The sequence below is a fragment of the Paenibacillus liaoningensis genome (assembly GCF_059609455.1).
In genome coordinates, this window is sequence record NZ_JCAALU010000014.1 from 45,303 (window position 1) to 68,367 (window position 23,065).

At 47.0% G+C, this 23,065-nt stretch carries 16 protein-coding genes; 15 read left to right on the top strand and 1 reads right to left on the bottom strand.

Going from position 1 to position 23,065, the window contains the following annotated elements; translation table 11 throughout:
• The first annotated feature begins 26 nt into the window (after positions 1 to 26).
• From AC6B99_RS21675 to AC6B99_RS21685, 3 genes are all read left to right on the top strand, one after another.
• Complete coding sequence (locus tag AC6B99_RS21675) at positions 27 to 1,538, top strand: glycoside hydrolase family 43 protein (protein WP_496664222.1); 1,512 nt, start codon at positions 27 to 29, stop codon at positions 1,536 to 1,538.
• 306 nt (positions 1,539 to 1,844) lie between these two features.
• The gene (locus AC6B99_RS21680; RefSeq protein ID WP_496664223.1) at positions 1,845 to 4,547 is read left to right on the top strand and encodes an endo-1,4-beta-xylanase; all 2,703 of its coding nucleotides are present in this window, start codon (positions 1,845 to 1,847) and stop codon (positions 4,545 to 4,547) included.
• A 53-nt stretch (positions 4,548 to 4,600) separates the two neighbouring features.
• The gene (locus AC6B99_RS21685; protein WP_496664292.1) at positions 4,601 to 5,605 is read left to right on the top strand and encodes an endo-1,4-beta-xylanase; all 1,005 of its coding nucleotides are present in this window, start codon (positions 4,601 to 4,603) and stop codon (positions 5,603 to 5,605) included.
• Positions 5,606 to 5,688: 83 nt separating this feature from the next.
• Here the strand turns inward: AC6B99_RS21685 and AC6B99_RS21690 are convergent, their stop codons facing one another.
• On the bottom strand, positions 5,689 to 6,441 hold the full coding sequence (locus AC6B99_RS21690; protein WP_056029168.1) for a response regulator transcription factor: 753 nt from the start codon (positions 6,439 to 6,441) through the stop codon (positions 5,689 to 5,691).
• A gap of 283 nt (positions 6,442 to 6,724) precedes the next feature.
• Here AC6B99_RS21690 and AC6B99_RS21695 point away from each other — a divergent pair, with 283 nt between their 5' ends.
• The 12 genes from AC6B99_RS21695 (at position 6,725) to AC6B99_RS21750 (ending at position 22,951) form a co-directional block, all read left to right on the top strand.
• Positions 6,725 to 8,137: an extracellular solute-binding protein gene (locus AC6B99_RS21695; protein ID WP_496664224.1), complete on the top strand. Its 1,413-nt coding sequence runs from the start codon at positions 6,725 to 6,727 to the stop codon at positions 8,135 to 8,137.
• A gap of 96 nt (positions 8,138 to 8,233) precedes the next feature.
• Entirely contained in the window at positions 8,234 to 11,122 is a 2,889-nt protein-coding gene (locus AC6B99_RS21700; protein ID WP_496664225.1) for an extracellular solute-binding protein, read from the top strand.
• 16 nt (positions 11,123 to 11,138) lie between these two features.
• A complete protein-coding gene (locus AC6B99_RS21705) occupies positions 11,139 to 12,098 on the top strand; it encodes a carbohydrate ABC transporter permease (RefSeq protein WP_496664226.1) in 960 nt (319 codons plus the stop codon).
• Positions 12,099 to 12,106: 8 nt separating this feature from the next.
• Entirely contained in the window at positions 12,107 to 12,976 is an 870-nt protein-coding gene (locus AC6B99_RS21710; RefSeq protein WP_056032706.1) for a carbohydrate ABC transporter permease, read from the top strand.
• Between the two features lie 16 nt (positions 12,977 to 12,992).
• Entirely contained in the window at positions 12,993 to 14,456 is a 1,464-nt protein-coding gene (locus AC6B99_RS21715; RefSeq protein WP_056029159.1) for an NHL repeat-containing protein, read from the top strand.
• Positions 14,437 to 15,072 carry a YIP1 family protein gene (locus AC6B99_RS21720; RefSeq protein ID WP_155972734.1) on the top strand — a complete coding sequence of 212 codons (636 nt, stop codon included), beginning with the start codon at positions 14,437 to 14,439 and terminating at the stop codon, positions 15,070 to 15,072. The genes AC6B99_RS21715 and AC6B99_RS21720 overlap by 20 nt, the downstream gene beginning before the upstream one ends.
• A gap of 16 nt (positions 15,073 to 15,088) precedes the next feature.
• The gene (locus AC6B99_RS21725; RefSeq protein WP_496664227.1) at positions 15,089 to 17,641 is read left to right on the top strand and encodes a DUF5696 domain-containing protein; all 2,553 of its coding nucleotides are present in this window, start codon (positions 15,089 to 15,091) and stop codon (positions 17,639 to 17,641) included.
• Positions 17,638 to 18,549 (top strand): carbohydrate ABC transporter permease, encoded by a 912-nt coding sequence (locus AC6B99_RS21730; protein ID WP_496664228.1) that lies wholly within the window; start codon positions 17,638 to 17,640, stop codon positions 18,547 to 18,549. The genes AC6B99_RS21725 and AC6B99_RS21730 overlap by 4 nt, the downstream gene beginning before the upstream one ends.
• 22 nt (positions 18,550 to 18,571) lie before the next feature.
• Entirely contained in the window at positions 18,572 to 19,513 is a 942-nt protein-coding gene (locus AC6B99_RS21735; protein ID WP_494858799.1) for an ABC transporter permease subunit, read from the top strand.
• Positions 19,514 to 19,686: 173 nt separating this feature from the next.
• Complete coding sequence (locus tag AC6B99_RS21740) at positions 19,687 to 20,361, top strand: response regulator transcription factor (RefSeq protein ID WP_496664229.1); 675 nt, start codon at positions 19,687 to 19,689, stop codon at positions 20,359 to 20,361.
• Entirely contained in the window at positions 20,346 to 21,455 is a 1,110-nt protein-coding gene (locus tag AC6B99_RS21745; protein WP_496664230.1) for a sensor histidine kinase, read from the top strand. Before AC6B99_RS21740 ends, AC6B99_RS21745 begins: the two co-directional genes overlap by 16 nt.
• Before the next feature lie 47 nt (positions 21,456 to 21,502).
• Positions 21,503 to 22,951 carry a serine hydrolase domain-containing protein gene (locus AC6B99_RS21750; RefSeq protein WP_496664231.1) on the top strand — a complete coding sequence of 483 codons (1,449 nt, stop codon included), beginning with the start codon at positions 21,503 to 21,505 and terminating at the stop codon, positions 22,949 to 22,951.
• Positions 22,952 to 23,065: the final 114 nt, after the last annotated feature.

Below are 23,065 nucleotides of genomic sequence, written 5' to 3' on the forward strand. Positions count from 1 at the left end.
ACGATAATGCTTGAGGAGTGAATCGTGTGAGCAAGACGATGATAACCAACCCAATCATATGGGCAGATATCCCTGATCCAAGCGTCATTAGAGTGGGAACGACCTTCTATATGGTTAGCACAAGCATGCACACGATGCCTGGGTGCCCAATCATGAAGTCTGAGAACCTACTGCATTGGGAAATTGTAAACTATGTGTTCGATACTTTCGAGGATAATGCTGCTCATAATTTGCTTGACGGGAAAGGTATTTATGGCAAAGGTTTGTGGGCCGCATGCTTGCGCCATCATAACGGCAGGTTTTATGTATGCTTCTCGAGCCTCGACATGAACCAGTTCTATGTTTACCAGACGACGGATATCGAGAATGGATGTTGGGAACGCTCCGCCATTCCAGGACTCCATCATGACCCGAGCATGCTGTTTGACGAAGGACGCGTCTATGTCATCCACGGGAACGGGGATATCCGTATTACGGAGCTCACAGCAGATGCGACGGCTCTCAAACCGAGCGGGATCGATCAATTGCTGTTTGAGACGGAGCGGGATGGAATTGGGCTGCGCTGCGAGGGCTGTCATGCTTACAAGCTGAATGGGTACTATTATTTGTTTTTCATCGAATGGCCGAATACCGGAAATCGGCGCAGACGACAGCTATGCTACCGTTCCCGAGCGCTTCTGGGCCCTTATGAGAGCAAGCTGCTGCTAGATGATGATATGGGCTATCGCAACAATGGCATCGCGCAAGGCGGCATTGTCGACACACCCGCAGAAGACTGGTTTGCAATACTGTTTCAAGACCATGATGCCGTAGGCAGAATCCCTTGCCTGCTGCCTGTCTCCTGGATAGATGATTGGCCGGTTATCGGCATAGACGGTGAAGTTCCCCCAGCATTTGACGTGCACTTGCCGAATTCGGAGCCTAAACCGTTAGTCATTAGCGATGAGTTTGAGTATGCGGAAAACAAACTGGCCTTGAACTGGCAGTGGAACCATAACCCGGATAATCGACTTTGGTCCGTAACGGCTAGGCCGGGTTTTTTGCGATTGATGACGGGGAATCCGGCAAGCAGTATTGCATATGCCCGCAATACGTTAACACAGCGGACGGAAGGCCCGGTCTGCAGCGGGATGACAATGATGGATGTTTCCCATATGAAACCGGGTGACTATGCAGGCTTGGTTGCCTTGCAGCATTTATTCGGGACAGTAGGCATTCGGGCTGCGGACAATGGCGACCGCTATGTGGTCACATGTATGAATCAGAGCGACGGCGGTGAAGAAGCGGTTGAGCAAAGTCCATTCGAAGGCAGCCAAATACATTTGAAAATCGATTTTAATTTTAAGGACAGTGCGGATATCGCTCACTTTTATTATTCTGCGAATGGAGTGGAATGGATACGAGTCGGCCGTTCTTTACCTATGAAATATAGGTTGGAGCATTTTATGGGCTATCGGATTGGGCTGTTTAATTACGCCACCGAGCAAGCAGGCGGATATGTCGATTTCGATTATTTCCGTTATTGCAAGATTATCTAACGTAGTACAATCTAGCTTTTACCGGGTGATGTGAAGTATAACTGAGCATATACTGGATGAGATGAAGCAAATGAGCGAGCGGCCTGTGCGAAGGGGCCGCTCGTTTGCTTTTTTCTCCTGTTGCTACGCTTTAGCATCTATGATTTATCGGGTAAATTCACAAAGATCGACGGGTAGTTGCTGAAATATGAAAGCGCTATACTTTCATGGAGGAGCTGAATCAGGGTGGATTTGGTTAAAAGGCTGCCATGACACGCCCCGAGTGGGGACTTTATGGAATAAAAGTTGAAAGGCGAGGTGTCTTTAATGAAGAAAAATCGATTGAAACGCTCTATTTCATTGTTATTGGTTACCATTTTGATGATGACGGCCTTGTCGCTTAGTTTGCTGCCAAAGCAGACGAATGCGGAAGCTGGCGCAGAGACGCCAAGCGAAGCGGAACGGCTCGCGACGGATTTTGAAGACGGCACTACACAAGGCTGGCATGGACGCGGCGGCAACGAAAGTCTGACAGCAGCCTCCTCGGCCGCCCATTCGGGAGCATACGGTCTTCAGGTTACGGGGAGAACGGAAGGATGGAACGGTCCGATGCTCGATCTGGCATCGTTTATGGAGGTTGGCAAAACCTACGCGTTTTCGGCCTGGGTTCGCCTGCCTGCGGGAATGCCTGATTCCTCTATCTCTATGATGATTGAGCGGAAAACGAATGGGAATTTGTTTTATGAGCCAGTTGCTGCCAAAACGGTAACAGAAAGCGGCTGGGTGAAGCTAACGGGTGCGTACAGCTTGCTCCATCCGATTGAGACCCTAGGTGTTTACTTTGAATCCATAGATCATGCGAAACTGGAATTCAATGTGGACGATGTTGTTATTGAGCGTATGCCAGATTCGGTACCCATTGAAATTCAAAAGGATATTCCAGCTCTAAAAGATGTATTTGCCGATGATTTTTTACTCGGATCCTCCTTGCTCGTGGGTGAAATTGAAGATGCTGCCGGGCCAGATGCCCAGCTGCTTCAAAAGCATTTCAACAGTCTGACCGCAGGCAATGAGCTGAAGTGGGATGCTACCGAGCCGAAGGAAGGACAATTTGATTTTACACGCTCGGATAAGATCGTTGATTTCGCTTTAGACAATGACATTGCCTTACGCGGCCATACGCTCATCTGGCATTCCCAAACGCCGGATTGGGTGTTCTACGATGAGAACGGCAACTTAGCCAGCAAGGAATTGCTGTTTGCAAGGATGAAGCGGCATATTGAGACGGTAGTCGGCCGATACAAAGGCAAAATCTACGCTTGGGATGTTGTAAATGAGGTTCTTGAGCCCGGTGACCAGAAGCCGAACGGCCTGCGCAACAGCTTATGGTATCAAATAGCTGGCGAGGAATTTATCGAGAAGGCGTTCGAATATGCGCATGAAGCAGATCCAGAGGCCAAGCTGTTCATTAACGACTACAATACGAATATTCCTGAAAAACGGCAATATTTGCATGATTTGATCAAGCGCCTGCAGGATAAGGGCATCCCTGTGGACGGTGTCGGCCATCAGACACATATTGGCATTGCGGACCCGTCCATTCAGTCTCTTGATGATATGCTTCAGGCTTTCCGGGACCTAGGCATTGAGCAGCAGATCACGGAGCTGGATATGAGTGTCTATACGAATGACACGGATTCCTATGATACGTTTCCGCTTGAGCTGCAGATTAAGCAGGCGAACCGGTACAAGGAAATTTTCGAAGTGTTTAAGAAGCACAAGGACCAGATCACTGCAGTAATCTTCTGGGGCAAGGACGACATTAATACATGGCTCCGTACCTTCCCTGTCACGCGCAATAATTGGCCGCTATTGTTCGATGAACGGCTTCAGGCGAAATTCGCGTATTGGGCACTCGTTGATCCGAGCAAGGTGCCAGTCGAAACGATGCAAGCAACGGCGACAGAGGGAAGCGCGAAGATCGATGGCAAGCTGGAGGAGGCGTGGAATAGAGCACCGCTCATATCCGTGCTGAAGGAAGGCGATGCGATTGCCAAGATTAAGACGCTATGGGATAAAAGGTATCTTTATGTAACGGTAGATGTGTTGGATAAAACGACGAATGGCAGCGATGCGGTCGAGCTTTATATGGACGCCAACAATGGCAAGACAACGTCTTACGAGGCGGACGACAAAAAATATACATTCCGGCGCAGTGGAGCGAATAAGGATAAAACCGTGAATTATATAGCAGTCAAGACGGCTGGCGGCTACCGAATAGAAGCTGCGGTTCCAATAAACGGTCTGGTGCTTGGCAAAGAGCTTGGGATTGATGTGCGAATCGTTGACAAATCCGGCAGCATAGTAACGAAGACATCTTGGAATGACACGACGAATTCGCAGGATGCCGATACGTCCAAATTCGGTGTTTTACAGCTGGTTGAAGGACCTCAATACGCTAAAGCTGTAAAAGGTACGCCAGTCATTGATGGCAGCATTGATGCGGTATGGGCAAATGCAAAATCAATCGTGACCGAACGCTGGGTCAATGGATCAAGTGGATCGAAGGCCAAGGTCAGGACGTTATGGGACGGCCGCCGTTTGTACGTGCTGGCCGAAGTAACGGACTCGCTGCTTTCGAAAAAGAGTGCTAATGCGTGGGAGCAGGATTCGGTGGAAATTTTCATCGATCAAAATAATGCAGCGAGCAGCCACTACGAGTCCGATGACGGACAGTACCGGATTAACTTCGTTAATGAGCAGAGTGTCAGTCCGGTTTCACTAAGCGAAAATCTGATCTCAGCTGCGAAGCGGACAGCGAATGGTTATGTAGTGGAAGCATCTATCGCGTGGATCGGAAAGGCTCCAAAAGCCGGAGATCTGATCGGCTTTGACGTACAGGTCAACAATGACGAGGATGGCGACGGGGACCGCGATAGTGTGGCCGTCTGGAATGATCGGTCCGGACAGTCGTACCAGAATACATTCGGCTTTGGGGTCTTGAAACTGACGGGCGTGAACGGAAAGTAGCGTCGTCATATAAAGAAGCGAAAGGTGGCAGAAGAATGGCAGAGAAGAACCATATGAATGCGACGGATAGTCTGGCGGGAAGCTTCAAAAATGATTTTCTGATCGGTGCTGCGGTTAATAGTCACACAATCGTAAGCCAACGCGAGCTGCTGGTGAGGCACTATAACAGTGTAACGGCGGAGAACGAGATGAAATTCGCGAGCGTTCACCCTGCTGAAAATACGTATACCTTCGAGGAGGCTGACCGAATTGCCCAGTTTGCCAGCGAGAATGGCATGAAGCTGCGTGGACATACGTTGGTGTGGCATAATCAGACGCCGGATTGGGTATTCGACGATGGAAACGGCGGTTCGGCAGCTCGGGAAACGCTGCTTGCCCGGATGAAGGCTCACATCGAGACGGTTGTACAGCGTTACCGCGATACGATCTACTGCTGGGATGTCGTCAACGAAGCGGTCACTGACGATGGGGAGGAATGGCTGCGGCCCTCAAGGTGGCTGGAGGGCATTGGCGACGATTATATGGCCCAAGCATTCCGTTTTGCCCATGAAGCCGACCCTGCTGCGCTGTTGTTCTACAACGATTACAACGAGTGCAACCCGGGCAAGCGAGAGAAAATTTATCGGCTCGTCAAATCGCTGCTTGAGCAGGGAGCGCCAGTACACGGCATCGGTCTGCAGGCGCACTGGAATTTAACAGAGCCGTCTTTGGCTGACATTCGCACGGCAATCGAGCGTTATGCATCGCTTGGCTTGAAGCTGCAAATAACGGAGATGGATGTGTCGCTCTTTGCCTTTGACGACCGACGTACGGATTTGGCGGCACCGACAGCCGAAATGCTGCGTCAGCAGGAACTACGTTACCGGCAGTTTTTTGAGCTTTTCCGCGAATATCGGGATGTGCTGACCGGCGTTACCTTCTGGGGAGCGGCAGACGACTATACGTGGCTGGATTATTTCCCGGTAAGAGGACGCAAAAATTGGCCGCTATTGTTTGATACGGAGCAGCGGCCGAAAGGCGCCTATTACGAGGTTGTCAATCTATCTGCTGGATTTTAACGTTACCACACATGCAGCAGGCCAGCTTCCTCAACCAAGGGAAGCTGGCCTGTATTTTTATGCTTGCCATTACAGCGATGAATTTAAGAGATTTGCTTTCTATATTCGTTCGCACTGGCTCCTGTATACGCTTTGAATTTTTTGTAGAACCAATCGATTTCGGTGTAACCGACCTCATTAGCAATTTCATAGATGCGCATATCCGTTTTTTCGAGCAGCAGCTTTGCTTTTTCCATCCGCTGCTGAAGGAGGTATTCATTAAACGACATGTTTTCATGATCCTTGAATTTTTGACCTAAGTAAGCGCAGTTGAAGTGCAATAGGGCTGATATTTTTTTCAACGTAATGTTAAGGTGCAGTTCTTCCTCCACGTATTTTTTCACGACATCGATAATGGACGCAGCATGAGGTTTTCTCTTGAAGGGAAGCGGCGCTGAAGCTGCAAGAGGTGGATCATCTGAAAAGGAATCGAGCTCTTTTTTTACAGCAAGTAAACTTGCCGTTAAATCGCTTGCGAGAACGGGCTGTGAAATGTAATCGCTTACTTGATAAGCCAAAGCTTTCCTCGCCAACTGGAAATCATCGCTGCCCTCCAAGAGGATAATGGGAACACGGCTCTGCTCGCGGATATGCTCGCAGAGCAGCATGCTATCAGCTTGAGTGTTTTTAATATTAATCAGAACAAGGGAAAGTGGCTCCCTATCCAATAAAGCCAGGGCGTCCGAGGAATTGTCCGCATACGCTTGTATGATAAAACCTAAATGGCTCCAGTCAAGCATGTTCTGCGTTCGTTCCCTCGAATGAATCATTGAATCAACAAGCAATATCTTATACACGGTAAGAACCTCACTTTCATAATAGATAGTAGTCTGCGGGTGAATTTCCGCACGAATAAAGTAATTATGTTTCCATTATGTTCAACGTGCGGCTTCGCCACAACGTGCATTTCTTTATCCCTCAACCATTTGTTTACCATTTGAAAACGAGAGAGGCAAAGCGAGAAAGCGATTTCATCCGAATCTATACCTTGGCGGGTAATTGATCTAGATACAGGCAGGTTGTTGCTCAGAAATGTAAGCGCTAAACTTTTTATGTAATCCATTTTCAGGGGGGATCCATGTGCAAGTGAGAAAAATGGCAGTCGTTTTTTTAAGTTTAATGTTGATATTTACATTGGCAGCATGCAGCGGAAATTCAGGCGGTGATGCCACTGGAAGCAGCGGCGGTAACGGCAATACGGAAAAAGCAGAGGCAAGCGTAAACGAAGGTTTGGAGACAGCCGATCCAGCTGGAACTAATGAGGCTGGGACGGAAACCGGAGATGAGCTGTCGACGCCAGAGATGGATTTTGACATGGGCGGACGGGTGATCAAAATCGTATCGTGGTGGGATATGACGATACCCGAGGACAATCCAGACAACATTCAGCGCAAGAAAAATCTGGATGATCTAATGGAGAAGCATAATTTTAAAGTAGAATACGTCGCTGTTGACTACGGTGAGTATCAGCAGAAAGTTGTCGCATCTTTGGTGGCAGGCGAGCCACTCGGCGATATCGTCAGACTGGGTAAAGCCTATATGATTCCGTCATTGGTCCAACAAGATTTAATTTGGCCGATTGATGAGTATACGAAAAATACGAAGGTATTCAACCAGAAGGTTACAAATGAGTTTATGCAGTATGAAGGCAGAGGCTATGGTTTTACGGAAAATCAGTCTGATTTTATGGGCGGCATTTTCTATAATCGTACGCTTCTGAATCAGCTAGGCCTTAAGCCGCTTCAGGATTATGTAGATGAAGATAATTGGAATTGGGACACGTTCATTCAAGTTGCCAAAGAGGCCAACAAGGATACGAATAACGATGGGAAGCTGGATCGATGGGGACTTTCACAAGGCTCGCTGATGGATCAGGCGCTGTACTCCAATGAAGCCAGTCTTACTCTAGGAGATAAGCAAAATTTAGAAGATCCCAAAACGGTTGAAGCCTTTAATTTCATTTCCCGTGTGGCAAACGAGAAGGTTGCAAGAGCTACGGAAGGCGGAGATTGGACAGAGCCTGGCCAGTTTTTCCGTCAAGGCAACACGCTGATGTATGCAGGAGCCATTTGGGAGATCGGAGGACTCAAGACGGATATGAAGGATTTTGACATCGGCTTCGTTCCCTTCCCTAAAGGCCCGAGTGCTTCCGCCTATCATGCTGGCGAAGCTCTCTTCCAGTCTCTGGCGATTCCAAAAAAAGTCGAGAATCCAGATCAGCTCATGTACATTTGGGAAAAAATAAACGATGTCGATTCGATTTATGATTATCCAGACCAAGCTACGCTGGAGAGCAACTTTACGAATGAGGATGATATTGAGAACGCAATCATTTCCGGAGAAGGCATGCTTGTTCTCGATCACAATACATTCCCGAAATTGCCTTATTACGATATTATAGGCGACCTTACTTCTGGAAACTCGGTATCTACCGTTATAAGCAAATTTAAAGCGAATGTTCAAGCTGCAATTGACGAAGTGTATAAAAAATAGCGATTCCTTACGAATGTCGAACAGTCCCTATTGAGCCATTCTATTAATAGGGGCTGTTTGGAATATTTTATCTCTAGCAGCAGGAGGGGAGAAGAATTGAACAGCAAAGCGAAGAAATACGCAATCGCCATACTAGCTCTAGTTTTATTTTTTTTGTCCATTTGGAGCTATAACCCTCGGAATCAATCTGACATGGGGAGAGTTCAAGCCAAGAGTGCTTTTGAGATGGGAGAGCATTCCTATGCCAAGGGCGGCTATGACGACTATTTGAACAGCTATTCGAATGCCGAGCGTCCGGCTGAGGTTATCCGAATCGAAGGGGAAAGCTTTTCAAAAACGGTTGGAGACGGCTTTGAAATGGCAGATCGGTTTGAAGGCTTGGATGGAAAAGCGGTGATTACGCCGGAGGCTGGAACCATTAGCTGGAATCTGGAGATAGCAGAGCCGGGACTTTACAACGTCAGAATTCATTATTACCCAATAGAGGGAAAAAGCTCTGCGATCGAAAGGCAGCTGGCTATTAATGAAAAAGTGCCATTCAAGGGTGCGGAAATGCTGTTGTTTAACCGACTGTGGGGTAATCTGGAAGATGCTATAAGAAGGGACGATAGAGGAAACGATCTGCGCCCGAGACAGGTTGAGAAGCCGTCATGGCAGCTCAAGACTTTAACGGATAGCGGCGGTTATTATGACGAGCCCTACTTATTCTATTTTGACCAAGGGCAGCAAACCTTGTCGCTGACGTCATCACGGGAGCCTATGGCTATCGATTATATCGAGCTGTATCAGGAGAAAGCCGCAAAATCTTATGTGGAAATCAAAAAAGAATATGAAGCCGCAGGTTTAGCACCTGTTAAAGATCAATACATGACGATTCAGGCGGAAGAGGCCGTGCTGAAGTCATCTCCAACCTTAAGCCCGCTTATCGACAGATCAAGTCCTTCGGTTGTTCCGTACGATGTTTCCAAGCTCAGAATCAATACGATTGGCGGACTGAACTGGAAGCTGCCCGGGCAGTGGATAGAGTGGGAAGTAGAGGTGAAGGAGGATGGCCTCTATCAAATTGCCTTGAAGCGCAAGCAGGATCAGCTCCGGGGCGTTTACAGCACGCGCAGCCTGATGATTGACGGGCAGTACCCGTTTAAGGAAATGAAGCAAATCCCGTTTAAATTCGATATGAACTGGCAGATGAATGTACTCGGAGGAGCGCAGCCGTATTTATTCCATCTGACGAAAGGCACGCATCGGATCCGGATGGCGGTTACTCTCGGCGAAATTGCACCGCTGCTGCGGACGGTCGAGTCCAGCGTGCTGCAGCTTAATGAGATGTTCAGGAAAATATTGATCATTACCTCAAATACGCCGGATCCCTATCGCGATTATCAATTGGAGAAGCGGATACCGGAGATGACGAAGGTATTCAAGGAGCAAGCGGCAACGATTCAACGTGTGGCCGATTATTTGGAGTTAGCGACGGGGGAGCGAAGCGACAAAGTAGCTGTTCTGCATACGATGGTTCGTCAATTGGAAGAAATGGTGGACAAACCGGAAACCGTCGCAAGGCGCTTGAATGCATTCAAAATCAATGTCGGCGGTCTTGGAACATGGATTTTGACCGTACGCGAACAACCGCTTACGCTTGATTATTTGGTCGTCTCCTCGCCGGATCGGGAGCTTCCTCAGGCGGAGGCGACAGCAATCGAGCGAATCAAGCACGAGCTTGGCGGCTATATCGCCTCTTATACCGAAGACTATGACAGCATTGGCAATACAGGAGAAAATCTAACCGTCTGGATTACGACAGGACGTGACCAAGCGCAGGTGCTGAAAAGCTTGATTGACGATTCCTTTACAGCGGAAACGAATATTTCGGTGAAGCTCAGGCTCGTCCCGGGCAACATCCTTCTGCCAGCCACTTTAGCCGAAGAGGGGCCGGACGTTGCTATGCAAATTGGCGAAGATGTACCCGTCAACTATGCGATGCGGAACGCCTCGGCGGACTTATCGAGCTTTGCTGATTTCAAGGAGGTAGCGTCCCGATTCCGCGATAGCGCACTGGCACCGTATGCGTACAGCAACGGGGTGTATGCCCTTCCGGAGCAGCAGACGTTCCCGATGCTGTTTTATCGCAAGGATATTTTGGAGGAGCTGGAATTGACGCCGCCTAAAACCTGGCAGGAAGTATATAACATGATTTCCGTTCTTCAAAAGCATAATATGGAGTTTTATTTGCCTATTGAGGCGGCAACCAATAACGCGAACCTCGTTCCGAATGCGACATTCGCGATGCTGCTGTATCAAAATGGCGGAGCGTTCTATCGGGATGAGGACAAAAAAAGCGCTTTGGATTCCGAGATATCGATGGAAGCCTTCAAGACATGGTCGAAGTTTTATACGAACTATAAGTTTCCGCTGCAGGCGGACTTCCCTAATCGCTTTCGGACGGGTGAGATGCCAGTCGGCATTGCGGATTATACGACCTACAATGCACTGACGGTCATGGCACCGGAAATAAAAGGGCTATGGGACTTTACAATCGTGCCCGGCATGGAGCAGCAGAACGGCTCGATCAATCATGAAGTCGCCAGCCATACAACCGCAGTGATGATGCTTGAGAATGCGAGTGACAAGGCTTCGGCATGGGAATTTATGAAATGGTGGACGGACAAGGAAACCCAAGTGGCATACGGACGCGAGATGGAAGGGCTTATGGGTGAAGCCGCACGTTATCCGACAGCTAATATGGAGGCGCTTCAGCAATTGCCTTGGCCGATTAAGGACTATAAAAATTTGGAGAGCCAGTGGCAGTGGGTGAGAGGAATCCCGCAGGTGCCAGGCGGCTATTTCACGGGCAGGCATCTGGATAATGCCTTCCGAAAAGTTGTCAACGGAAAAGAGAATCCTCGCGAGGCGTTATCCGATTATATTTTGTACATTAACGATGAAATTGCGATCAAACGGAAGGAATTCAACTTACCGTACTAGATTGGGGTGAAAGCCGATGCAAGCTGAAGCAGCAACAGATAAAGCCGTTCCTAAACTCATCCAGCCGACGAAGATGTCCAAATGGGCACATACGCTAAATGAGTTAAAAAGAAACAAGCATTACTATATTTTGATGAGTCCGTATATGCTCATTTTCTTCTTATTTACGGTCATTCCAGTCGTATTCTCTTTAGGTCTAAGCTTCTTTTACTTTAATATGCTCGAATTTCCGCGTTTTGTTGGCTGGCAAAACTATTCAAGGCTGTTTCTTAACGACGATGTATTCATGATTGCCTTGAAAAATACTTTTATGTTCGCGGTCATTACCGGTCCGGTCAGCTATATCGCTTGTTTTCTATTTGCATGGATCATCAATGAGCTGTCACCGAAGATCCGTGCGATCATGACCTTGATTTTTTATGCGCCATCCATTTCCGGAAATGTGTTTTTTATATGGCTGATCGTATTTTCCGGGGATAGCTACGGCTATTTGAATGGATTTCTGATCAAATATGGATTTATGCTGGAACCGATTTTATGGCTGACGAATGAGAAATATATTTTGCCGATCGTGATTCTCGTCCAGTTATGGCTTAGCCTGGGCACGAGCTTTCTCGCCTTTATCGCGGGCCTGCAAACGATTGATCAGACGTTGATTGAAGCGGGCGCCGTCGACGGCATTAACAACCGCTGGCAGGAATTATGGTACATCACCCTGCCTTCCATGAGGCCGCAGCTGTTATTCGGGGCCGTCCTGCAGATTACCGGAGCATTTGCGGTTGCGGATATCTCCATTGCGCTTGCTGGCTTTCCAAGTGTCAACTATGCTGCGCATACGGTGGTTACGCACCTGATGGATTATGGCTCGATTCGCTTTGAGATGGGCTATGCGTCGGCTATTGCGACGGTTCTTTTTGCCATTATGATTGGAACAAATATGCTGACACAGAAAATGATGCGAAAGGTCGGTGAGTGACGTTGGCCATGAAAATGATCGCGGTTCTGCGAACGCCCAAAAAGCTCAATCGTTCCTTTATAGTCAGCTTTTTGCTATTCGCGCTTCTGGCCTTATTCGGTACGTTTATGGCAATGCCCTTGATTTATGCAGTGAACAATGCGTTTAAGCCGCTTGATGAGCTGTTTATTTTCCCGCCACGCCTAATTGTGCACAACCCGACGCTGGATAACTTTTTTGACCTGGTGGCAATTATGGGCAATTCATGGGTCCCGCTCACGCGATATATCGCTAATACGGTAATCATTACAATTGTCGGTACGGCCGGGCATATTTTGCTTGCTTCGGCCGCAGCATATCCGCTGGCCAAATACCGATTTTTGGGGGCTAAAACGCTTTTCTCCATTGTCGTGCTGTCCTTGATGTTTTCCGGGCATGTGACGGCCATTCCCAACTATATGGTGATGTCTTGGCTTGGTTGGATTAACACGCATGCATCGATTATTGTGCCATCACTCGCCTTTCCGTTAGGCCTCTTTCTTATGAAGCAATTTATGGAGCAAATACCGGATGCCTTGCTGGAGGCGGCTAAAATTGATGGTGCTAATGAATATCGGATTTACTGGAGCATTGTCATGCCGAATGTGAAGCCTGCATGGTTAACGCTCATGATTTTACAGTTTCCTATGTTATGGGGGACCGATGGAGGCAGCTTTATCTACAGTGAGAATTTAAAGACGCTGCATTATGCTTTGGGTCAAATTACGCAAGGGGGAATTGCCAGAGCAGGAGTTGGAGCGGCAGTCGCGCTGATCTTGATGGTGGTTCCGATCACACTCTTTATCATTTCCCAGAGCAGCGTCATTCAGACGATGGCAACTTCCGGAATGAAAGAGTAGAAGGGAGTCGTGCAGGATGTTGAAAGGCAGATTAAAGACGAAGGTATACCTTTTCATTGCCCTGTGCTGCCTGATAAGCATGGGCATCGGAGGATCGATGGCCAAGGCGGCGGAGGATGCGGGTTCTTACAATTATTCATTTTGGGGCAATACGGTAGCCGCTCCTGCGGCCTACAAAGCAACAAGCTTATGGAACGGCGAGAGCATGGGAATTGGACCGTTAAAGGAACCGAGCGATTTGCACGTTACGGCTGATAAGCAGATTTATTTGCTCGACACAGGCAATCATCGTGTCGTCATTTTGAATCAGCAATTTGAGCTGGTGCGAATGATTACTTCATACGTCCATGAGGGCAAAGAGGAAACGTTCCAGAACCCGCAAGGTCTATTCGTAACGGATGAGAAGCAGGTGTTCGTTGCTGATACGGGAAATCAAAGGGTGGTTCATCTTGATCAGGACGACAAGCTGGTGAAGGTTATCGAAGCGCCGAAGTCCGAGCTGCTGCAAGATGGTTTCAAATTTGAACCTATTAGAGTTGTCGTGGATAAGGCGCAGCGAATTTATGTGATGGCAGCTGGGGTATTTGACGGGTTTATGGAGTTTAATGCGAATGGCGAATTCACATCGTTTATCGGCGCAAACCGGGTGTTTTTCAGCCCAGTCGAGTATTTCTGGAAAATGCTGTCCACCCAAGCGCAGCGGAGCCAAATGGTGATGTTCACGCCAACGGAATTTTCGAATTTGGATATTAACGATGAAGGCTTTCTTTACGCGACAAATAGTCAATCGCAAAACAACGTCAGAAAATTGAATGCGCAGGGGAGCGACATTTTAAGGGAGGAAGGTTATTTTCCTCCGGAAGGAGACATTCGTTTCATGACGGCTGATGGCCCTACCCGATTGGTCGATATCGATGTCGCTGACAGCGAGATGTACGCCATTTTGGATGCCAACAGAGGCCGAATCTTCACTTACAATGGTGACGGACACTTCATGTATGTTTTCGGTGGGCTGGGCAATCAATTGGGTGAATTCCATACACCCGTGGCGATTGAGCGCGTTGGTGATGATTACCTCATATTGGATAAGGCGCTTGGTGAAATCACGGTATTTCAATCGACGGAATACGGCCGCACATTGAATGAAGCGGTCAGGAGTTATTATAAAGGCGATGAAGAGCAGGCCTTTACGTTGTTTCAACAGACGATCAACATGAATGCAAATCTGGAATTCGCTTATGCAGGAATTGGCAAAGCACTGATTCGCCAGGGAGATTATGGCGAGGCCATGAAATATTTTAAACAAAGCATGGATCAACGAGGATATTCGAAGGCATTTCTGCTCTATCGCAAACAAGTGCTTCGAGAGCATTTTACTGCGATTATGACGGGTATTCTTGGACTTGTGTTAGTTGCCTTGCTTATGAAAAAGTATCGAAAAAAGAAAGGGGGACGTCAGGTTGCCTCCATTGAACAGTGAGCTGTATAAGTACCCTTTCTATCTCATTTTGCATCCCTTTAATGGCTATTGGGAGTTGAAATATGACCGCAGCCAAAAGGCGAACATCGTCATTTCTTTTGTGATTCTGTTTTTGCTGGCCTTGACCAATATTATGCAGAGCCAGTACAGCGGGTTTGTGGTCAATCTCGTTAACCCAAATGGAATGAACAGCTTTATGGAGATTTTGTATGTCGTTGTTCCCGTATTGTTTTGGTGTGTGGCCAATTGGTCGCTGACGACGTTAATGGATGGGGAAGGGAAATTTGTCGACATCTTTACTTCAACATGCTTTGCTTTAATTCCGCTCGTTATTGTTCATTTTCCATGGATCTGGTTGAGTAATTTAATTTCGCTGCAGGAGACGACGTTTTATCAATTTTCCAGCAGCATCGCCATGATATGGTGTATGTTTCTGCTCTTTGTCGGCAATATGACGGTTCATCAATATACGCCGTCCAAGACGATTGGGACCATCATTTTGACTATTGCAGCTATGGGATTCATGGCCTTCTTAAGCTTACTGTTCTTTAGTTTAATTCAGCAGATGCTGGCTTTTATATCGGTTATTTATCAAGAAATGGTTTTGAGAAGTTAAGGGAGGAGGCATAGAGATGAATATAGCCAAAAATGCCCTGTTGATCGCATGCTTCCTGGTCGGGATTATCCTTGCAGGCTGCTCCGATACGCCATCTGGCAATCATAGGGAGGAAGAGGGGCAGGCTTTGCCGGTATTTTCGCAGGGGAAGGCCTTGAGCGCTGCTTTCACGGACTCTCGTATCGCCGGTATGAAGGGAGTAGCTGAAAACGACCAACTGCGGCTATTCGTAGATGATCAGACTGGGGCGATAGCCGTTCTTATCAAACAAACGGGTGAAATATGGAACAGCAATCCGCTTGATCGAGGCTCGGATTCGCTTGCTACGGGAGTAAACAAGGATCTATTGTCCTCTCAAATAAAGATTGATTTTTATAACAGCTTTGGTCAGATCAACTCTATTAATTCCTACACAGACAGTGTCGCCCATAAACAGATTAATGTCACAGAGATTCCAAGTGGGATCAGCGTGTCTTATCAATTTGGTACGACCGCAAAAACGGCAGAAGATTTACCCCAAATGTTAAGCAAGGCTCGTTTCGAGGAATTGTCGGGCAAGCTGGAGAAAGCAGGAAAAAGAGCCTTGCTCATCGCTTATACAGAGGAAACGGAAAAAGCGGTATATACAAGAAATGACAGCGCATTGAATGGGCTTCAATTAGAGCGGGCGCTCACTGCAATGGAACAATCGGGTTATACGGAAGCGGAGCTGCAGGAGGACATGGCCGCGCTTCAATTTACGCAGGAGAAGCCCGCCGCGCGCATTTTTCAAGCATCGATTGAATATACGCTGGATGCGGATAGCCTAGTTGCCAAAATTCCCGTTTCCAGCATTCGCTATCCCGATGAATATCCCGTAAACACGATTTCACTTCTCAGCTTTTTTGGCGCAGGTGGGACGGATGAGAACGGCTCGATGTTCGTTCCAGACGGCTCAGGCGCACTTATCCACTTTAACAATGGAAAAACCAAATATCCGGCCTATCAGCAGCTTGTCTATGGGGCGGATCAAACGATAGACAGAACCGAGAATGCAGCTAGAGAACAGAAGGTGAGGCTCCCTGTGTTTGGAATTATTCGGGAGGGCGGAGCTTTTCTCGGGATCATTGAGGAGGGCGCATCTGTTGCTACCATCCATGCGGACATTGGAGGCAGGTTGAACAGCTACAACTATGTCTATCCGAATTTCTATGTGATCAATAAGGGCACAGTAAGCCTGGATGGGAATGGGCAGCAGCGTTCTCTCCCGAGGTTTCAAGAAAACCCGATGAAAAGCGATTATACGATCCGCTATGCATTTCTAAGTGGCAAGCAAGCTTCTTACCAAGGAATGGCTCGTTATTATCAGCAATATTTGGAGAAAAATAATGGATTGCTTAAGCACGAAGCAGACGATACGACAGTGGATACTCCCTTCTATTTGCAGCTAGTTGGAAGCATATCCAAGCAGAAGCACTTCGTGGGCATTCCCTATCAGGCACTTGAACCGCTTACGACATTCGAGCAAGCACAAACCATTGTCGAGCAGCTGCAGCAGCGTGAGATAAGCGATATTAAGCTCAAGTATTCGGGCTGGTTCAATGAAGGTCTCGATCATAAAGTCCCGGACCATGTTAGGGTCGATAAGGAGATTGGGGGGAGCAAGGGATTGCAGGAATTGGTTTCGTTTGCCCAGAGCAAAGGGATTTCTTTGTTCCCGGAGGTTGCCATTTTGACTGCGCTTACAGGAGAAGGGTTCGATGAGTCGGATGATGCTTCAAGAACGCTAAGAGAGGTTCCTGCTATGCTTTATCCGCTTGATCTGGCACTGAATCGACGTGATATAACCAAATCGCCGTCCTATGTCATATCCCCACGGCTCGTAGTAGGCTATACGGATTCCTTGCTCAAAGGCATTCGTGATTTGCAGACTGGAGGCCTCTCGCTGCAGGATTTGGCCGATCAATTAAATAGTGATTTCCGTAAAAACAAGCAAATGGATCGAACGGTGTCCGAAGCCATATCGGGCGAAGCACTGGACAAAATTCGGGATGAAAATTTGAAGGTGATGGCTAACGGCGGAAACGCCTATGCGCTGCCTTATTTGACCGATATTACGAATGCACCGTTGTCCGGCAGCGGATTTAAGCTTGAGGATGAAGAAATTCCTTTCTATCAGATGGTCATTCGTGGATTTATCGAATACGCGGGGGCACCGTATAATCTTTCTACTTATACGAATGAAAAGCAATATGTACTGAAAAATTTGGAATATGGAGCGGGCGTTTATTTCGAATGGATTTACGAGCCGAACGATAAGGTGAAGGATAGTGAATACAATCACCTCTACGCCGTCAATTACAAGCTATGGATCGATAAAGCCTCAGAGATCTATCAAGAAGTGAATGCGGTTCTGAGGAGCGTTCGAAACGAGCGGATTACCGCGCATGAAAAGCTGGATGAAGGCGTATTTAAGACGGTTTATGAGAATGGAATATATGTGATTGTGAACTATAACCGCACTCAAGTGACGGTTGAAGGCAGGACGGTAGAAGCCGAGAGCTATATTACGGGTGGTGAGCGCTCTTGAAGCTTATAACGAAGCTCGGGTTGAAGCAGCAGACTTATGCGCAGCAGAAGGCTTTTTTAGGTTTTATTTTTGTACTGCCCTGGCTGCTTGGATTTGTTTTTTTCTTTTTTATTCCGATGGTCTCCTCCTTACGCTACAGCTTTAGTTCTATAACGGCTAACTCGGAGGGCCTGAGCATCCAATATATCGGATTTTCAAACTTTGTGGAGGCTTTGACGATCAATACGAGCTTTAATCGCATATTGACGGAAGCGATTGTGGATATGGTCGTAAATGTACCGTTGATCGTTATATTCAGTTTGTTTTTAGCTGTATTGCTGAATCAGAAATTTTTCGGCAGAGCCGTTGCAAGGTCGATCTTTTTTCTGCCTGTCATTTTGGCCTCGGGGGTTATTATGACGCTTGAGAGCACAAGCTTGATTCAAGCTGTCAATGATCAAAATGCGGGCTCCAGCATCATCAATGCCTTTGGCGCTTATGAGCTGGCCGGATTAATGCTTGATGCGGGAGTTAATGAAGACATTGTCTTGTATCTTACAGGGGCAGTCGACCGTATTTACCAGATTGTAAGTCAATCGGGCGTGCAGCTTTTGATCTTTCTAGCGGGCATCCAGACGATATCTCCTCAGTTATATGAGGCGTCCAAGATGGAGGGAGCTACCGGCTATGAAGCATTTTGGAAGATTACGTTTCCGATGGTCAGCCCGCTCATTCTCGTCAATATGATCTATACGATTATCGATTCGTTCTCAAGGAATGACATGACGGAATTGATTCGGGAGACAGGCTTTAGCACCTTTAACTTTGGCCTCAGCTCAGCGATGGCATGGCTCTATTTTCTGGCAATCATGATTATTTTGCTGATCAGCTCGTATTTTGTATCTAAAAGGGTGTTCTACCAAGACTAAAAGGAGCGTGAATGCCTTGATAATGGACCGATTATTATCGCTAGAAAGCTGGAAGCGGTGGCTGTGGTCGTTCGTTCGTTTAACTTTAATCGCAGGATTATCCTTCGTTATTCTTTATCCCATTCTTCAAAAGATTTCTACAGCGATAAAATCCAAGACAGATCTATACTCACCGATTGTGATATGGATTCCACAAAATTATTCGCTGGATAATATAAAACAGGCGATCGCCATTATGGATTATTGGCAGACGCTGCTGAACACGTTTGCGCTGTCGTCGACAACGACCGTCCTGACGGCTGCCTCCTGTGCGCTCGCGGGCTATGCTTTTGCAAGACTTAAGTTTAAAGGGAGCAAGCTGCTTTTTGGAGGCGTCATTCTAACGATCATGGTTCCGCCTACCACCATACTTATTCCCGTGTATTTAAACTTGAAGGACTTTACCCTGATGGGCTTGATTCCTTTATTGACCGGAAAATCTGTGAATTTGCTGAACACGTATTGGCCGTTTATTTTAACCTCCATAACGGCCAATTCCTTGAGAGCAGGGCTGTATATTTTTATTTTTCGCCAATTTTTCAGAGGGGTGCCCAAGGAGGTGGAGGAGGCCGCTTATATGGATGGTGCAGGTGTCGGGCAGACGTTTTTACGCATTATGCTGCCTAATGCGCTGCCGGCAATTGTGACCGTGTTGCTGTTCTCGTTCGTATGGCAGTGGAACGACAGCTTCTTTACGACAACCTACTTGACGTCAAGCAAAGTGATGTCTACCCAATTGGCTTCTTTGCCTTATAATTTATCCATCTTTCTTCAAGACGGCGCATCCTCGAAAGCTGACCCGTTTTACTTAAGCATGGTACAGGATACGGGAATTCTGCTCGCGATTTTGCCGCTAATTATTCTTTATTTGTTTGTGCAGCGCTATTTTGTCGAAAGTATTGAGCGGACAGGACTTGTTGGATAAGAGATGCACCCAAATGAAAGGCAAGCACCTAGGGAGAGCGGCTCATTGCTGGTTATCCCGCTAGGTGCTTTTCTAGTCTATTGATCAATAGGGCATTAACCACGCTTGGGATTCCAAGCCTTTTTTGCTATGCTGAAAATAGCTGATTTGAAATGAGGAAGTAGGGAAAACCAATGAAAAAAATTCTGATAATCGATGATGAAGCCGATCTTCGAAAGCTGCTGACGGATTATTTTGAAATGAATGGATATTTCGTTATGACCGCGGAGAACGGCTCGGAGGCGTTGCAGCGAATGGAAAGTCAACCGGACCTTGTTTTGCTGGATATCAATATGCCTGAGCTGAATGGTTTTGAATTATGCCGAAAAATCCGAAGTTTTGTGTCCTGTCCCATTTTATTTTTAACCGCTCGCGTCGAGGAGGCCGATAAAATAGCAGGTTTTCAGGCAGGGGGAGATGATTATATTGTCAAGCCGTTCAGCATTCATGAATTGGGCGCAAGGGTAGAGGCGCATTTACGCAGGGAAATACGAACGCAAAATAAAACATCGATTATGCTGAGTGAAAATTTGGTCATTGATTATTCGGCTCGTACGCTTTATTTTCATGGAGTACAAATTTCCCTGGCCAAAAAAGAGTTTGATATTATAGAGCTTTTATCGATGAATCCCGGCATGGTATTTGATAAAGAGCGTATTTTTGAGAAAATATGGGGATTTGGCAATGAAGGCAACAGCAGCGTGATAGCAGAACATATCCGGCGAATTCGTTTTAAATTAAAAGAGCATGGCTGTGAAAACACGATAGCTACCGTCTGGGGAGTAGGTTACAAATGGCAAAAATCATAGGCTGGCTGCAACTGAAAAATATGACCTTGCTGCAGTCTTTCATCTTTTTGTGCTGCCTTACGTTAATCACGGTGATGGCCGTCATCACCTTGGAGTTTGAATGGGCGGAAAGAATCCGGCTGCGGTATGCTGACGATTCCTCTGTAATTGGTTGGGTGCTGCCTTCTCTCGTTACGATGGTCCTGCTAACGGTTGCCGCAGGAATAGTTTTGATGGCTATCCTCTTCTATAGATGGAAACTGAAAGAGCCGCTTGGAATGCTGATGAAGGCATCGGAGAAAATTTCGGCAAACGATTTGGGGTTTCATCTTTCTTATGATAGCAAGGATGAGATGGGCGAGCTCTGCCGAGTATTTGAAAACATGCGCGGCCAATTGGAGAGAAATTATAAAGCTCTTTGGCGATCGGCAGAGGAACGCCAACAACTCAACGCTATTTTTGCCCATGACCTGAGAACGCCGCTTTCTGTCCTAAAAGGCTATTCCGATTTTCTGACCACCTATTTGCCCGAAAAAAAGATATCCGAGGAAAAGCTTCTGGAGATGGTTCAAACGATGAAGGTTCATATTGTTCGTCTTGAAAACTACACGGAAGCGATGAATTCGATTCAGAGGTTGGAGGATATGCCGGTAAATAGCCGTGAGACAGATATGCATCATCTAACCTCCTTACTGAATGAGAGCGCCAGACAAATTGCCGGACAGTATGCTAAGTCGTTCGACTCGTCCATTGCTGTGGATTCGAACAAAATAGCTGTCGATAGCGACTTGGTCATGCAGGTTTTTGAGAATTTGCTGGCTAATGCAGCGCGCTATGCTTCCAGCCGTGTAAAAGTGCATTATCGCTTCTGCAGGGGCTTTTTCACCATCACGGTTACGGATGACGGCACTGGTTTTTCCGATGAGGCACTTCAGAAGGCTAAGCTTCCTTTTTATCGCGGAGAGATTGGGGATGCTCATGCGCATCATGGATTGGGACTATATATTTGTAAAGTATTGTGTGAAAAGCATGAGGGAGGTCTGCATGTAGAAAATGGATCAGACGGTGGCGGAAAAGTAATGGCAAGTTTCTTTGCAGAGTTGATAAATAGTTGAAAATTATGCATTAGCATTTCCTTATCACAGGAATAAGGAGTGCTGAAATGTTAGTCTTGCAAAAGAAATTATTATTATGCTTGGGCTGCTTGCTGATGACCCTGTCAATCTTTGCTGCACCAGCTTCCGCTATTGAAGCCCGAAATAAGGAAGAAATACTCCGAAAAATGGATGACTATGTTATAAAAAACATGAAAAACAATCATATTTCGGGTATATCGCTTGCCATAACCCATAACGAAGATGTGTTTTATACACGAGGTTATGGTGAGTTTTCAGATGGTCCGGCTATAACCGGCAGTACCCCCTTTCCCATCGCCTCATTAAGCAAGTCTTTTACGGCGCTGGCCGTTCTGCAGCTGGTGGAACAAGGACTCATCGAGCTTGACGCGCCATACGCATCCTACTTTCCGGACCTTTTGCCAGAGGATGAGCGTGTCCGGGACATTACGATCCGGCATTTGCTGAATCAGACAAGCGGTCTTACTGACAAAGTAGAGCCCGACATGACCCGCTTCCCTCAATATCAGTCGTTGGAAGAGATAAATAGATCATTAATCACGGTTAAGCTTGCCAACGATCCAGGAAAAACCTTTAGCTACCACAATCCTAATTATCAGTATTTAGCCCTGCTTGTGGAGAAAGTAAGCGGACAAAGCTTCTCTGTTTATTTGAAAGAAAATGTGTTTGATCCCTTGGGGATGAGTCATACCTTCAACGTCAGCAGCACACGGCAACTCATTGAGAATCCTGCCATACCGCGGGGGCATTATCTATTGTTTGGCTATCCAGTAAGCAAGGCTGAGCCCTCTTGGTTTATTGACGGTCCTGCCGGCATTGTTTCAACTGCAGAAGACATGGCAAAATGGATGCTCGCTCAATATCATTCCCGTCTTCTTGCACCGGAGCTTATGAAGCAATTCCATACAGCTGGGCAGAGCGGCCCTTATGGAATGGGGTGGCTTGCAGAAGAAGATGAGCTTGGGGGCCGAACGATTTCCCATAGCGGAATTTTTTGGACGTATAAAGCAGAAGAAACGATAGATTTGGATCAACAGCTTGGCATCACGGTTATGTTTGATTCGGGTTTAAATGCTTTTGTTAACTACTCCGCTTTTGTCGACGGGATTGCACGGATTATTAAGGGTGAGAAAGCTGAAGCTTCTGTCTTTAACAGCAGAACCATGGAGGCGGTTATGGTGCTGCTGGTAATTGGAACGGCCCTTTGGGGAGGCTATGCAATCAGCCGAATCAATAGGCGCAAGAAGAGTTTAACAGCTGGGAAATTGATTATTTCATCGGTCGGGAGGCTGCTGCCTGTCTTGATTCTTCTATCCCTGCCCCAGCTAGCTGCATTTATTGGTGCTGGGCGTGTTCTGCCTTGGATTGGATTATGGACCACCATGTCATCTCTAATGATATGGCTTGCTGTATTATCGCTGGTAAATTTAACGAATCTGGTATGCCGTTACCGATTGTATTTCCAGACTAGATAGGGGGATTCCAGGCCTTTTTCCGAGTGAATTTATTTCAGTATATTAGCCCATTCCCTATGCGAATGTCCTTCATACGATATACGGTGCCTTATGTTGGATAGCAGTGTTAATCAT